The following is a 13,652-nucleotide window of genomic DNA, read 5'->3' as shown; positions in this document are numbered from 1 at the left end:
CAGAGCGGCGTTGCCACCTGCCAGAGCGGCCTGTATTCCGGTCAGACCCCGGCGGCGCGCTTCCAGAACGCCTGCACCAGCGGCGGCCACTTGCCGACGCAGCCCAGCGCGCGGCCGCGGGCCAGGGTCAGGTGCATCTCGTCGTTGGAGAACAGCCGATTGATCGCATCGAAACTGTAGGCGGCGATCTGGTTGTCACTGCGCCGTTCCCGTGCCCAGCGCTGCAGGCGCTGCGGCGACAGCCGCGGCTGTCCGCGACGTTCGGCCGACGGCGCCAGCCACTGCTGCAGAGCGGCAACATCGCGCAGGCCCAGGTTCACGCCCTGCCCGGCCAGCGGATGCACCACGTGCGCGGCATCACCCAATGCCAGCACGCGGCCGGCCACGTAGTGACGGGCCAGCTGCCGACGCAGCGGGAACGCCGCACGCGCTGATGCCAGCCGCAGTTCGCCCAGGCGCGCGGCGAACGCACGCGTCAGTTCGCGGTCGAAGGCGTCCTCGTCCAGCGCCAGCACGCGCGCTGCTTCATCCTCGGGCAGAGTCCAGACAATCGAACTGCGACGCTCGGCCACCGGCAGCAGCGCCAGCGGCCCGGTCGGCAGGAAGCGCTGCCATGCGGTGGCCTGGTTCGGCAGTTCGCTGTCCACATAGGCCACCACGCCACGCTGGTGGTAGTCATGCCGCTCCACCTCGATCCCGGCCAGTTGGCGCAGGGTCGACTCGGCGCCATCGGCCGCCACTGCCAGCGCTGCTTCCAGGCGGCGACCGTCGTCCAGGCGCAGGCGAACACCGTCATCATCCTGTTCCAGCGCTTCCACCCGTGCCGGGCAATGCAGCTGCACGCCCGCCGCTGGCAGTGCCGCCCACAGGCGGTCCTGCAACAAGCCGTTCTCGACGATGTAGCCCAGCTCGCGACGACCGAAGCGGTCGGCATCGAACAACAGATCCTCACCGCCGGCGGCATCCCACACCTGCATGCGCCGGTAAGGCCAGGCGCGGGCCTGCGCGATCACCGGCCACACGCCCAGGCGGTTCAACAGTTGTACGTTGTCAGCGGCGAAGGCGAACACGCGCAGGTCCGGCTGGGCGGCCTGCCACGGTGCCGGTTCACGGCCTTCCACCAGCGCAACCGACAGGCCGGCATCGGCCAGCGCCAACGCACACGCGGCACCGACCACGCCACCACCAACGATGGCCACATCAAGACGCATGCGCCGGCTCATGCAGCTTCTCCGCGGCATAGGCGCGGCACGTCGCCACGGAAGCCCATCGCGCCACCGACCAGCATCGACTGCACCGACGCGCGTTGTGCGGCCACCAAGCCGAGGCTGCGCAGCGGCCGCATCAACGGTGCCGGGTTGCTGGTCAGGCGCGCTAGGCCACCGGAGAACGCCACCGTCTGCCGGCGGTCTTCCTCGCGGCGCGCGACATAGGCCTGCAGCAATGCATCACTGCCGGCATCCTCATGCGCATCCTCCAGCAGTTCGGCCAGGGTCAGCGCATCGCGCAGGCCCAGGTTGAAGCCCTGTGCACCCAACGGATGGATGGTCTGCGCGGCATTGCCGAGCAACACCGTACGCTCACCGGCCAGCGCGCGCGCCAGCACCTGTATGAGCGGATAGGCGCTGCGCGGGCCGGACTCGAGCAGGCGGCCGGCACGCCAGCCGATCGCGCTCTGCAGGCGTTGCAGCCAGGCGGCATCGTCCAGCGCCATTACTGCATCGGCCTGATCGCGCGCTACGCCGTGCACGGTGCCGAAGTGACGATCGCCACGCGGCAGCAGGGCAGTCGGACCGGTATCGGTGAACCGCTCCCAGGCGGTGCCGTCCGGCGCGCGCTGGCTGCGCACGCGGGCCACGAACAGGGTCTGCTGGAAATCATGGCGGTCGACCTCGATGCCCAGCGCGCCACGCACGCCGCTGGTGGTGCCATCGGCCCCCACCACCAGACGTGCCAGCAGCACGCGCTCGCCGGCCTCGTCAGCCACCCGCACCTGGCGGTAGCCGTCGACCACGTCGCCCAGCCCCAGGAACCGCATCGGCCGGTAACGGCGCAGGCGCGGAAGTTCCAGAAGCCGTGCTTCCAGCGCCTGGCCGAAATCCCGCGCGACCACTACCTGGCCAAACCACGGCCTGTCGTAATCGGCCGCTTCGAGCTGTACCCGTCCGAAGTCGCCGGCACGGCTGACATGGATGCGGCGGATAGGGCCGGGGGCCATCGACAGCTTCTGCATCACCCCCAGCGCGGTCAGCGCATTGACGGTGGCGGCGGCGAAACTGAGGTTGCGCTGGTCGAACACCGCCGGCAGCTCACCTGCCGGGCTGGCCTCGAGCAGGCCCACGTCGCGGCCCAGGCGGTCCAGGGCAATGGCCAGGCTGGCGCCGACCAGCCCGCCACCGACGATCAGCACGTCATGTCGTTCACTCATGGGCTCATGATACGCGCTCACCCCCACTGCAAGCCCAATGCATCCCGCCTGCGCCAACCCGCGCGGCGGGCTAGAATGAAACCTGAATCCGCTCCGGGCCCGCTGCCATGTCCGACACCGCCAACCGCGCCTTCGTCCTGTCAGTACTCGTACTGCTGCTGGCGGCGACCCGCGTCAACCACTTCGCGGCGATTCCCGATGCCTCCTGGGCCGTGTTCTTCATCGGTGGCTTCTATCTGGCGCGCTGGACGCGCTGGGCGTTCCCACTGCTGATGCTGTTCGCGGTGCTGGTCGACTGGATCGTGATCCGCAGCAGCGGCCTGGACTTCTGGCAGCACTACTGCGTGTCGCCGGGCTACTGGCTGCTGCTGCCCGCGTACTTCTCGCTGTGGGCTGGCGGGATGCTGCTGGGCCGCAACTACCAGAGCGCGCGCTGGTCGGTGCTGGCCAAGGGGGCGCTGCTGCTGGTCGCCTCGGTGGCGGTCTGCCACTTGTTGGCGCAGGGCGGCTTCTACTGGAGCAGCCGCAACGTGGCCGAGCCGACCCTGGCCGGCTGGGCACAGAACTACGCGCAGTGGTTCGGGCCCTACCTGCGCACCACGGCGATCTATGTGGCGCTGGCCGCCGCCCTGCAGCTGGCCGTGGAGCAGATGTTGAAGCTCCAGCAGGCCCGCCGCGACATCCGCCACTGAGCCGCACCATGGGTCATCGCCTCTCGCGCATCTACACCCGCACCGGCGACGACGGCAGCACCGGCCTCGGTGACGGCCAGCGCGTGGCCAAGGATGACGCCCGCGTTGCCTCCTACGGCACCGTCGACGAGGCCAATGCCGCGCTCGGCCTGCTGCTGGCCGCCCCGTTGCCCGAGGACGTGCGCGCGCTGGTCGTGCATCTGCAACACCAGCTTTTCGACCTCGGCGCCGAGCTGTGCATCCCCGGCCATGCTGCGATCCACGCCGCCGATGTCTCCGCGCTGGAGCAGCAGCTGGACCACTACAACGCCGGCCTGCCAATGCTGAAGGAGTTCATCCTGCCGGCCGGCGGCGAGGCCGCTGCACGCTGCCACCTGGCGCGCACCATCGTCCGCCGCGCCGAGCGCGAGACGGTCACCCTGGCCCGCCACGAGGCTGTGCGCAGCGAGGCGCTGCAGTACCTCAACCGGTTGTCGGACCTGCTGTTCGTGCTGGCCCGGGTGCTGGCCCGTGCCGATGGCCACGGCGAAGCGCTGTGGCAACCACAGCAGCGCCAGCGCTGAGTCGGCACGATGCTGGTCTATACCCATCCGTCCTGCCTGCTGCATGACCCCGGCCCCGGCCATCCCGAGTGCCCGCAACGCCTGCAGCATGTACTGGACGCACTCCACGCTGCCTTCCCCGGCCAGCTGGACTGGCGCGAGGCGCCGCCAGCCAAGTTCGGTGAACTGACCCGGGTCCACGACAGCGCCCTGCTCGACTTCGTGCTGCAGCCGCAGACCGCGCCGCTGCGCCAGCTGGATATGGACACCTGGACCTCGCCGGGTTCGGCCAGCGCCGCCGTGCACGCCGCCGGTGCCGGCGTGGCCGCGGTCGATGCGGTGATGCTGGGCGAGGACCCGCTGGCCTTCTGCGCGGTACGCCCGCCGGGCCACCACGCCACCAGCAGCACGGCGATGGGCTTCTGCCTGCTGAACAACATCGCCATCGCCGCCGCCTATGCCCGCGACCGCCATGGCCTGGAGCGGATCGCGGTGGTCGATTTCGACGTGCACCACGGCAACGGCACCCAGGACATCTTCCAGCACGACGCCCGCGTTTCTTACTACAGTACCCACCAGGCCGGGCTGTTCCCCAACTCGGGCCTGCGCCGCGACCGCGGCGCGGGCAACCTGATGAACATCCTGCTGCCGCCGGGCAGTGGCGGCTTCCGCTTCCGCAACGTCTGGGCCGACGAGATGCTGCCAGCCATCGACGACTTCCGCCCACAGCTGCTGCTGATCTCGGCGGGCTTCGATGCCCACCTGCGTGATCCGCAGGCGGACCTGATGCTGGAGACCGACGATTTCGCCTGGATCACCCGTGAACTGCATGCGCTGGCACGCCGTCACGCCGCCGGCCGGGTGGTCTCGATGCTGGAGGGAGGCTACGACCTGCAGGCCCTGGCGGAGTGCAGCGTCGCCCATGTCCAGGCCATGATCACCCCCTCTGCGGGTGCCTCCGCCGGATGAACCCGAACCGGCAGCCTCCCGCGCCCTTCATTGCCCCTATGCAAGGGATGGGGCAAGCTACCGTCCGTTTTCGCCCGAATCCGAACCGCGTGCGCCGAGCCCTCCGCCTGCTTCCCCTGCCTCTGAGCATCGCCATCAGCCTGCCGGCGATGGCCGATGATAAGCCGCTCAACTGGGGCCTGTGCCCGGCCACCGACGTCATTCCCGCGTTCACCGACGCCCCCACTCCGGTCCCCGCCCAGGACAAGGCTGCCGCCGCGGCCGCCCGCGAGAACCAGCCGACCGACATCGAAGGCGACCAGCTGCTGGGCACCACCACCGTGCCGCAGTACGAGGGCAACGTGGCGCTGCGCCGGGGTGACCAGTTCGTCGGTACCGACAAGCTCAGCTTCGACACCGAGACCGGCAACTACATCGCCGACGGCAATGTCCGCTACCAGGACGGGTCGATCCGGATGGTCGCCAAGCGCGCCGAAGGCAACCAGGAAAGCGACACCCACAAGATCTCCGACATCAAGTACCAGCTGGTGTCGCGCCGGGGCAACGGCGATGCCGAATCGGTCGACCTGCAGGGCGCGGTCGGCCAGATGCACCGCTCGACCTACACCACCTGCGACCCGTCGCAGCCGGTGTGGAAGCTGTCGGCGCCGCAGATCGAGGTGGACAACGACGAAGGCTTCGGCACGGCCCGCAACGCCGTACTGCGCATCGGCAAGGTGCCGGTGCTGTGGGCGCCCTACTTCAAGTTCCCGATCGATGACCGCCGCAAGACCGGCCTGCTGTTCCCGCAGCTGGGCATGTCCGGCCGCAACGGTGTCGACTACGCGCAGCCGATCTACTTCAATCTGGCGCCGAACTACGACGACACCCTGACCCCGCGCTACATGAGCCGGCGCGGCCTGCTGCTCGACAACGAGTTCCGCTACCTCTACAACGGCGGCCGTGGCGAGGTGCTGACCAGCTACATGCCCAACGACAAGCTCCGCGACCGCGACCGCGGCCGGGTGATGTTCGACGGCTACCACAACGTGAACAGCCACTGGCAGGCCCGCGCCAACCTGGCCTGGGTCAGCGACGAGCGCTATGTCGAGGACTTCGCCAATCGCCTGGTGGGCGTGACCGCCTCCAACCTGCAGAGCACCATCGGCCTGTACGGCACCGGCCAGAACTGGACGGCCGGCATCATGGCCGACCGCTGGCAGCTGACCGACTACACGCTCAACGAAAGCGCCCTGCCGTACAACCGCCAACCGCGCCTGTTCTTCAACTGGAACAAGCCGGTGCTGTCGTGGCTGGAGACCGGCGTCTACACCGAAGCCGTGCGCTTCACCCACGACGACATCAACTTCAAGTACGACACCAGTGCCGGCACCGACCTGCAGTACACCCGCACAGGTCAGGTCCAGCGCATGTACGGTGGTTCGCGCCTGGACGTGAAGCCCTACGTGTCATTCCCGATCAGCGGCGCAGCCTGGTACGTGACCCCGACCCTGGCCTACCGCTACACCGGTTATGAGCTGGATCGCGGCCTTGCCGACAGTGTCCGTCGTACCGTGCTGAGCTCGCAGGGCATCGACCCGAACACCGCCACGCCCGAGCAGCTGCGCGGCAACACCTCGCCCAGCCGCAGCCTGCCGATCGGCAGCATCGACGCCGGCCTGTTCTTCGATCGCGAGACATCGATCGGTGGCAAGTCTTTCCTGCAGACCCTGGAGCCGCGCCTGTTCTACCTGCGCACGCCCTACCGCAACCAGGACGAGCTGCCGATCTTCGATACCCGCGACTTCACCTTCAGCTGGGGCCAGCTGTTCCGCGACTCGCGCTATACCGGCGCCGACCGCCAGAACGATGCCAACCAGCTGACCCTGGCGCTGGGCACCCGCTTCATCGACCAGACCACCGGCAAGGAACGCTTCTCGGCCGCGATCGGCCAGATCCAGTACTTCGATGAATCGCGGGTCAGCACCACGCCGGGCGGGGCGCCGGTGGAGAAGGGCAAGTCGGCCTGGATCGCCGACGGCAACTACATGATCAACGACCGCTGGACGCTGGGTGCCACCTACCAGTGGGACCCGAAGTACAAGCGCGAGGACCTGGCCAGCGTCCGCGCCCGCTACCTGATGCCCAACGACGGCGTGGTCAACCTGAGCTACCGCTATCGCATCAATGCGGGCGCCCCGGCGACCGCCAACAAGCATGACCGGACCCTGCTGGAGCAGGCCGACCTGTCGTTCCTGTACCCGCTGAATGCGCGGTGGAGCCTGGTCGGCCGCTATTACTACTCGCTGCAGGACAAGGAACCGCTGGAAATCATCGCCGGCGTGCAGTGGGACAGCTGCTGCCTGGCCGTGCGCGCGGTGGCCCGTCGCTACGTGCGCAACCGCGAAGGCGACATGAACAACTCCATCCAGCTCGAGTTCGTGCTCAAGGGCTTGAGCTCCATCGGCCAGGACACGGACCGCACTCTGCGCCGTGCTATCCTCGGCTATAACCGCGACGACCTCTATCTCGTGCCGCCCAGCAACACCGGAGTGACCCGCGATGACTACGATCCGAATCTGATCCCATGACCAAGCGCTTCCCCGTTCTTCTCGCCTCGCTGCTGGCGGTGTCCAGCGTGTCCGCCCCCCTGCAGGTGCTTGCCCAGGAGGCGCAGCCGCTTGACCGCATCGCCGCCGTCGTCGATGAAGACGTGATCCTGCAGAGCGAACTCCAGCGTGCGATCGCCAACATCAAGGCGCAGTACGTCGGCCGTGAGGCCCAGCTGCCGCCGGAAGACGTGCTCAGCCGCCAGGTGCTTGAGCGCCTGGTGCTGGTCAAGCTGCAGGTGGCCCGCGCCCAGGGCAGCGGCATCCGGGTCAGCGACCAGGAGCTGAACCAGGCGATGAATGCCATCGCCCAGCAGAACGGCTCGAACCTGGACGCGCTGCGCCAGCGCCTGGCCCAGGACGGCATTGATTTCGCCGATTTCCGCGCCTCGGTGCGTGATGAGATCACCGTGCAGCGCCTGCGCCAGAGCTTCGCACAGAGCCGCATCAGCGTCAGCGAGGGTGAAGTCGATGCCGCGCTGAAGCAGCAGGCCACGGTCGGCAACCAGTACCACCTGGCGCACATCCTGATCGCGGTGCCCGACGGTGCCAACGCCGACCAGATCGCCACCGGCCAGAAGAAGGCCGACGGCGTGAAGGCGCTGCTGGACAAGGGCGAGCTGGACTTCAATGCGGCTGCGGTGCGCTATTCGGACAGCCCCAACGCGCTGGAAGGCGGCGACCTGGGCTGGCGCAGCCTGGATGAAATCCCGGCCGCATTCGCACAGACGATGTCAAAGATGAAGGCCGGTGAAGTGGTCGGCCCGATCCGTGGTCCCAGCGGCTTCCAGCTGCTGAAGCTGGTGGAAGTGCGCGATGCCAGCGCCGCCGGTGCGGGTGAACACACGGTCACCGAATACCACGGCCGCCACATCCTGGTGCGCGTGGACGATCACCAGACCGACGCCGCTGCCAAGGCCAAGATCGATACCCTGCGCGCCCGCATTGCCGGTGGCGCCGAGTTCGAGGCCGTGGCCAGGGAGTCCTCCGAGGACAACAACACCAAGGGCCAGGGCGGTGATCTGGGCTGGTTCCCGGCCGATGCGTTCGGCCCGGCTTTCGGCCAGCAGGTGGAAGGCGTGCAGGATGGCGGCATCAGCCAGCCGTTCCGCACCGATGCGGGCTGGCACATCGTGCAGCGCGTGGCCACCCGCCAGACCGACGTGACCACCGACAACCAGCGTGCCCAGGTCCGCGAGACCATCGGCCGCCGCAAGCTGGAAGACGAGTACAACCGCTTCCTGCAGGAACTGCGTGGCGAAGCCTACGTCAGCTTCCGCAGCGGCGACCGCGCGGAAAATACCGCGACCCCGCCGCAGTCCTGACCGATGCGCCCCGAGCTCGCTCTGGTACCGGGCGAGCCCGCCGGGATCGGCCCGGAGCTGTGCGTCCGCCTTGTCCAGCAGCCGCGTGAAGATTGTCGGCTGCTGGCCTTCGCCGACCCGGACACCCTGCGCGCGGCCGCTGCCGCGCTGAATCTGCCGCTGCAGCTGCTGCCCGAAGACGCCGAAGCACGCGTCCCCGGCGATCTGCGCCTGCGCACCGTCCCCAATGCCGTAACCAGCCATTTCGGCCAGGCCGATCCGGCCAATGCCGGCGCGGTCATCAGCGCCCTGCTCGGTGCCGGCCAGGCCTGCCTGTCCGGCGAGCTGCATGGCGTGGTCACCGGCCCGGTGCACAAGGCGGTCATCAACGAGGGCGGCATCGCCTACAGCGGCACTACCGAACTGCTGGCCGACCAGGCCGGGGTAAAGGTGGTGATGATGCTGGCCAACCACATCGTCCGCGTGGCGCTGGTCACCACCCACCTGCCGCTGCGCGACGTGGCCGATGCGATCACCGCGCCCGGCCTGGAACGCACCCTGCGCACCGTGCATGCCGCGCTGCGCCGCGAGTTCGGCCTGGCCGCGCCACGCATCGCCGTACTCGGTCTGAACCCGCACGCCGGCGAAGACGGCCATCTGGGCCGCGAGGAGCTGGACCTGGTCATCCCCCTGCTGCAGCGCCTGCGCGCCGAGGGCATGGACCTGGTCGGGCCACTGCCGGCCGACACCGCCTTCCTGCCCGCCAAGCTGGCCGGCTTCGACACCGTGCTGGCGATGTACCACGACCAGGGCCTGCCGGTGCTGAAGTACTCCGGCTTCGAGCAGGCGGTGAACCTGACCCTGGGCCTGCCCTACCCGCGCGTGGCCGTGGACCATGGCACCGCGCTGGATCTTGCCGGCCGCGGCATCGCCGATCCCTCCAGCCTGCAGGCGGCAACGACGCTGTGTGCGCAGCTTGCGCGGCAACGTACACTGAGCGCATGAATTCCCCGCATTCCCCCTCCGGCCCGGTGTTCACCGCACCGGCCAAGAAGCAGCTTGGCCAGCATTTCCTGGCCGACCGCCACTACATCGACAAGATCGTGATGGCAGTCAACCCGAAAGACGGTGACCGCCTGGTCGAGATCGGCCCGGGTCAGGGTGCGATCACCCTGCCGCTGCTGCGCGTGCACCCGAAGCTGACGGTGATCGAGTTCGACCGCGACCTGATCGCGCCGCTGACCGCGGCCGCCGAGCCGCTGGGCGAGCTGACCATCGTCCACCGCGATGTGCTGCGTGTGGACTTCACCGAACTGGCCGACGGCCAGCCGATCCGCCTGGTCGGCAACCTGCCCTACAACATCTCCTCGCCGATCCTGTTCCATGCGCTGGAACATGCCGCAATGATCCGCGACATGCACTTCATGCTGCAGAAGGAAGTGGTCGACCGCATGGCCGCCGGCCCCGGCAGCAAGGTGTTCGGCCGTCTCAGCGTGATGCTGCAGGCGTACTGCGAGGTGACCTCGCTGTTCGTGGTGCCGCCGGGCGCGTTCCGGCCGCCGCCGAAGGTCGATTCGGCCGTGGTGCGGCTGGTGCCTCGTGACCCGGCCACGATCAACATCCGCGATCACAAGCGTTTCGCCGAAGTGGTCAAGGCCGCCTTCGGGCAGCGCCGCAAGACCCTGCGCAATGCCCTGAACAACGTGGTGTCCGCCGAGCAGTTCGCTGCCGCCGGCGTGCGTCCCGATGCCCGTGCCGAACAGCTGGACGTGGCCGAATTCATCGCTTTGGCCAATGCCTCCTGATTACACTGCCGGTATGGAAGACGCTGACGTTTACGCCATCTCCGTCGAAGTCGCACCGCGCTTCCTCGACGATCAATCCGCGCCGGAAGACGGCCGCTATGCGTTCGCCTATACGATCCGCATCCACAACCAGGGGCAGGTCGCCGCGCGCCTGATCGCACGCCATTGGCGCATCACCGATGCCAACGGCCGCGTCGAGCACGTCGATGGCGATGGCGTGATCGGCGAGCAGCCACGCCTCCGCCCCGGTGAAGACTTCCGTTACACCTCCGGTGTCATGCTGGGGACCGATCACGGGACCATGCAGGGGCACTACGACATGGTTGCCGACGATGGCACCGAATTCGCTGCGGCGGTCGCACCTTTCGTGCTGGCCATCCCGCGCACCCTGCACTGACACGGAGGCCGAACGATGAGTGTGTGGGCGATCGGCGACCTGCAGGGCTGCTATGACGTCACCCAGCGATTGCTGGAGAAGATCCGCTTCGACCCCGCGCAGGACACCCTGTGGTTCTGTGGCGACCTGGTCAACCGCGGCGGCCAGTCGCTGGAAACGCTGCGGCTGGTGCACTCGCTGCGCGAGCACAGCGTGGTGGTGCTGGGCAACCATGATCTATCGCTGCTGGCCGTCGGTGCGCGCACCGAAGAGGAACAGCGCAAGGTCAATCCGGACCTGCTGCGCATCGTGCAGGCCGAGGACCGCGACGAACTGCTGGACTGGCTGCGCCTGCAGAAGCTGGTGCACGTGGACCGCGAGCTGGGCTGGATGATGGTGCATGCCGGCCTGGCGCCGAAGTGGACCACGCAGATGGCCGAGCGGCATGCCGCTGAAGTCGAAGTGCAGCTGCACGGCGCCGGCTACCGCAAGCTGTTCCGCAACATGTATGGCGACAAGCCGAGCTGGGCACCGAACCTGTCCGGCTACGACCGCTCGCGCGCGATCATCAACGTGCTCACCCGCATGCGCTACTGCACCCCGCGTGGGCGCATCGGCATCGAGGACAAGGGCACGCCGGGCACGCAGGAACAGGGGCTGTACCCCTGGTTCGAAGTGCCGGGCCGGGTCGAGCGCGACCTCAAGATTGTCTGTGGCCACTGGTCGGCGCTCGGCCTGACCATCACCCAGGGCGTGCACGCCATCGATACCGGTGCGGTGTGGGGCGGCAAGCTCACCGCAATCCAGCTCGACACCGAAGAACTGCGCGTGGTGCAGGTACCGGGCCGCGATGTGCCGGCACCGGTGCCGCATGCACGTCCGCCGGCGCGACCGGCGCACGAGCGGCCCGCCGCTGCGGCGCAGGGCAAGGAACAGGGCGGCGGCAACACGCCCGCTGCCAACCCGGGCAACCGTGGTCCGCGTCGCCGTCGCCGTCGTGGCGGCGCTGGCGGTAGCGGCAACGGCGGTGGTGGCAACGGCGGTGGTGGCAACAACAACGGCGCACCACCGCAGGCATGACACGACCTGGCTGCGCACCATGGACGGTGCTGCTGCTGACGCTGGCTCTGGCCAGCGGCTGCCAGCCCGGCTCGCCGCCTGCTTCCACCGCTGCGGGCGGCGCTGAACGCGCACCGACGCAACCGCAGGCCGCTTCACCGCCACTGGTGGATGCGGCACGCGCGCAGGTCGGCGTCACCACCCGCTACGACCCTGCTTACCAGGTGCTGGCCTATCCCGGCGGCGACGTCCCGCTGGATCGCGGCGTCTGCACCGACGTGGTGGTGCGCGCTCTGCGCAGCCAGGGCCTGGACCTCCAGGCCCGCGTGCACGAAGACATGCGCGGCAACTTCAGCGCCTACCCATCGATCTGGGGCCTGTCACGGCCGGACCGCAACATCGATCATCGTCGCGTACCGAACCTGATGCGCTGGTTCGAGCGGCAGCGCTGGCAGCAGCCGATCAGCACCGCCGCCGCCGACTACGCAGCCGGCGACATCGTCGCCTGGAAGCTCAGCGGCAACGGCCTGCTGCATGTGGGCATCGTCTCCGACCGGCGCTTGACCGATGGCACGCCGCTGGTGCTGCACAACATCGCGCGCGGCACGCGGGAAGAGAACCTGCTGTTCCAACACACGATCATCGGGCATTACCGGATGCCGTAGGCAATCGTGTAGAGCCGAGCCATGCTCGGCTACGGGATGTATCTGGCAACAGCAGCCGAGCATGGCTCGGCTCTTATCTCTTGCGACTCTGGCACCTTAGGTGCCGAGAGCCCGGCGCGGGCGACCGTTCGGCTCTAGGTCTTCTCGATCGCTCTGTAGCAAGGATCTCCGCGCCGGTTTCTCCCTGATCCGCCCGAACAGTTGATCGAGTTGGCGCTCGCACTGATAAGACTGGGCAAGCGGGGGGAGCTCTCGGCCCTGTCAGCCTAGCGGAGTTATCTCATGTTTGGGATCGGGATCGATGTCAGTGGTGAGAATCTGGATGTTGCCGTCCATGAACAGGCCTTTCGCCAGTTCAAGAACAGCAAACGTGGCTGGAATAGCCTGATCCGGTGGTTGCAGCAGTGGCCAGCCAAGCAGGTCGTGCTCGAGGCCAGTGGCGGCTACGAGCAAAAGGCACTGGATGCGCTGCATGAAGCAGGCCTGCCGATGGTACGAATCAATCCTGGCCGTGGCCGCAGCTTTGCCTCAGCCACGGGAAAGCAGGCCAAGACCGATCGTATTGATGCCATGGTGCTGGCCCACATGGCCGATGCCCTAAAACTGACCCGCTACGTACCGCCAGCGGCTTGGCAGCGCCGCCTGGGTGAGCTGTGCCAGCGACGTCGCCACCTGGTCCAGATGCGGGTGAGCGAGCATCAGCGCATGCGCGCGTTCAGCGAACCCAGCCTGATTTCCATGCTGAATCAGCACCTGGGCGAGATCCAGAAAAGCATCAAGCAGCTCGACGCCACCATCGCAGCGCTGCTGGCCGAACAGGAAGGATGGCGTGACTTTGCCAAGCTCAAAGGTGCCGGCCCGGTGTTGATGGCAACCCTGGCCTGCGAGCTCCCGGAGCTGGGCAAGCTCAGCGGGAAAGCCATCTCGGCCTTGGTAGGGGTTGCCCCCATGAACCGCGAAAGCGGAACCTGGAAAGGGCGACGATGCATCACCGGAGGCCGCGCCGTTGTACGCGAAGCGCTCTACATGGCGGCGCTGACGGCCAAACGCTATGAGCCTCGGCTCAAGGAATTTTTTGAATCCCTCGTCAAGCAGGGCAAGCCGGGCAAGGTGGCTTTGGTCGCGGTGATGCGCAAGATGCTGGTGATCCTCAACGCCCGCAAAAGGGATGCGGAGGCCCAGATGGCCTCCGCCTGACAAGACAGTTGCTACAGATGCGCGGCG

Annotated in this window: 13 protein-coding genes; 11 read left to right on the top strand and 2 right to left on the bottom strand. The window is 67.9% G+C overall.

The annotated features are described in order from the left end of the window. Positions 1-41: 41 nt before the first annotated feature. Positions 42-1,223, bottom strand: a complete 1,182-nt coding sequence (locus ACZK2G_RS03660) for a UbiH/UbiF family hydroxylase (protein ID WP_478474726.1) — start codon at positions 1,221-1,223, stop codon at positions 42-44. After that, positions 1,220-2,428, bottom strand: a complete 1,209-nt coding sequence (gene ubiH / locus ACZK2G_RS03655) for a 2-octaprenyl-6-methoxyphenyl hydroxylase (RefSeq protein ID WP_253079219.1) — start codon at positions 2,426-2,428, stop codon at positions 1,220-1,222. Before ubiH ends, ACZK2G_RS03660 begins: the two co-directional genes overlap by 4 nt. Positions 2,429-2,535: 107 nt before the next feature. Here ubiH and ACZK2G_RS03650 point away from each other — a divergent pair, with 107 nt between their 5' ends. The 11 genes from ACZK2G_RS03650 to ACZK2G_RS03600 all read left to right on the top strand — a co-directional run bounded on the left by ACZK2G_RS03650 (position 2,536) and on the right by ACZK2G_RS03600 (position 13,625). Further along, positions 2,536-3,120: a hypothetical protein gene (locus ACZK2G_RS03650; protein WP_046984893.1), complete on the top strand. Its 585-nt coding sequence runs from the start codon at positions 2,536-2,538 to the stop codon at positions 3,118-3,120. 8 nt (positions 3,121-3,128) lie between these two features. Next, positions 3,129-3,683 (top strand): cob(I)yrinic acid a,c-diamide adenosyltransferase, encoded by a 555-nt coding sequence (locus ACZK2G_RS03645; protein WP_004144563.1) that lies wholly within the window; start codon positions 3,129-3,131, stop codon positions 3,681-3,683. Positions 3,684-3,692: 9 nt separating this feature from the next. Further along, positions 3,693-4,631, top strand: a complete 939-nt coding sequence (locus ACZK2G_RS03640; protein ID WP_046984892.1) for a histone deacetylase family protein — start codon at positions 3,693-3,695, stop codon at positions 4,629-4,631. Between the two features lie 89 nt (positions 4,632-4,720). Beyond that, the gene (lptD, locus tag ACZK2G_RS03635) at positions 4,721-7,201 is read left to right on the top strand and encodes an LPS-assembly protein LptD (RefSeq protein WP_478474724.1); all 2,481 of its coding nucleotides are present in this window, start codon (positions 4,721-4,723) and stop codon (positions 7,199-7,201) included. Beyond that, the gene (locus ACZK2G_RS03630) at positions 7,198-8,544 is read left to right on the top strand and encodes a peptidylprolyl isomerase (protein WP_253079223.1); all 1,347 of its coding nucleotides are present in this window, start codon (positions 7,198-7,200) and stop codon (positions 8,542-8,544) included. Before lptD ends, ACZK2G_RS03630 begins: the two co-directional genes overlap by 4 nt. Before the next feature lie 3 nt (positions 8,545-8,547). Then, positions 8,548-9,528 carry a 4-hydroxythreonine-4-phosphate dehydrogenase PdxA gene (pdxA, locus tag ACZK2G_RS03625; protein WP_046984889.1) on the top strand — a complete coding sequence of 327 codons (981 nt, stop codon included), beginning with the start codon at positions 8,548-8,550 and terminating at the stop codon, positions 9,526-9,528. Next, positions 9,525-10,328: a 16S rRNA (adenine(1518)-N(6)/adenine(1519)-N(6))-dimethyltransferase RsmA gene (rsmA, locus tag ACZK2G_RS03620; protein WP_478474723.1), complete on the top strand. Its 804-nt coding sequence runs from the start codon at positions 9,525-9,527 to the stop codon at positions 10,326-10,328. Before pdxA ends, rsmA begins: the two co-directional genes overlap by 4 nt. Before the next feature lie 13 nt (positions 10,329-10,341). Further along, entirely contained in the window at positions 10,342-10,725 is a 384-nt protein-coding gene (apaG, locus tag ACZK2G_RS03615) for a Co2+/Mg2+ efflux protein ApaG (RefSeq protein WP_032968744.1), read from the top strand. A 15-nt stretch (positions 10,726-10,740) separates the two neighbouring features. Next, the gene (locus tag ACZK2G_RS03610) at positions 10,741-11,784 is read left to right on the top strand and encodes a symmetrical bis(5'-nucleosyl)-tetraphosphatase (protein WP_478474721.1); all 1,044 of its coding nucleotides are present in this window, start codon (positions 10,741-10,743) and stop codon (positions 11,782-11,784) included. Next, complete coding sequence (locus tag ACZK2G_RS03605) at positions 11,781-12,428, top strand: DUF1287 domain-containing protein (RefSeq protein ID WP_046984886.1); 648 nt, start codon at positions 11,781-11,783, stop codon at positions 12,426-12,428. Before ACZK2G_RS03610 ends, ACZK2G_RS03605 begins: the two co-directional genes overlap by 4 nt. 282 nt (positions 12,429-12,710) lie before the next feature. After that, entirely contained in the window at positions 12,711-13,625 is a 915-nt protein-coding gene (locus ACZK2G_RS03600; protein WP_478473386.1) for an IS110 family transposase, read from the top strand. Positions 13,626-13,652: the final 27 nt, after the last annotated feature.

The organism is Stenotrophomonas sp. 107298_Sma (genome assembly GCF_056480345.1).
This window is presented reverse-complemented; position numbering and strand designations above follow the sequence as displayed.

Coding starts and splice junctions, on each gene's coding strand:
- ACZK2G_RS03640 (WP_046984892.1), top strand. CDS start 3,693: ATGCTGGTCTATACCCATCCGTCCTGCCTGCTGCATGACCCCGGCCCC.
- pdxA (WP_046984889.1), top strand. CDS start 8,548: ATGCGCCCCGAGCTCGCTCTGGTACCGGGCGAGCCCGCCGGGATCGGC.
- ubiH (WP_253079219.1), bottom strand. CDS start 2,428: ATGAGTGAACGACATGACGTGCTGATCGTCGGTGGCGGGCTGGTCGGC.
- ACZK2G_RS03660 (WP_478474726.1), bottom strand. CDS start 1,223: ATGAGCCGGCGCATGCGTCTTGATGTGGCCATCGTTGGTGGTGGCGTG.
- ACZK2G_RS03650 (WP_046984893.1), top strand. CDS start 2,536: ATGTCCGACACCGCCAACCGCGCCTTCGTCCTGTCAGTACTCGTACTG.
- apaG (WP_032968744.1), top strand. CDS start 10,342: ATGGAAGACGCTGACGTTTACGCCATCTCCGTCGAAGTCGCACCGCGC.
- ACZK2G_RS03600 (WP_478473386.1), top strand. CDS start 12,711: ATGTTTGGGATCGGGATCGATGTCAGTGGTGAGAATCTGGATGTTGCC.
- ACZK2G_RS03605 (WP_046984886.1), top strand. CDS start 11,781: ATGACACGACCTGGCTGCGCACCATGGACGGTGCTGCTGCTGACGCTG.
- ACZK2G_RS03610 (WP_478474721.1), top strand. CDS start 10,741: ATGAGTGTGTGGGCGATCGGCGACCTGCAGGGCTGCTATGACGTCACC.
- ACZK2G_RS03645 (WP_004144563.1), top strand. CDS start 3,129: ATGGGTCATCGCCTCTCGCGCATCTACACCCGCACCGGCGACGACGGC.
- rsmA (WP_478474723.1), top strand. CDS start 9,525: ATGAATTCCCCGCATTCCCCCTCCGGCCCGGTGTTCACCGCACCGGCC.
- ACZK2G_RS03630 (WP_253079223.1), top strand. CDS start 7,198: ATGACCAAGCGCTTCCCCGTTCTTCTCGCCTCGCTGCTGGCGGTGTCC.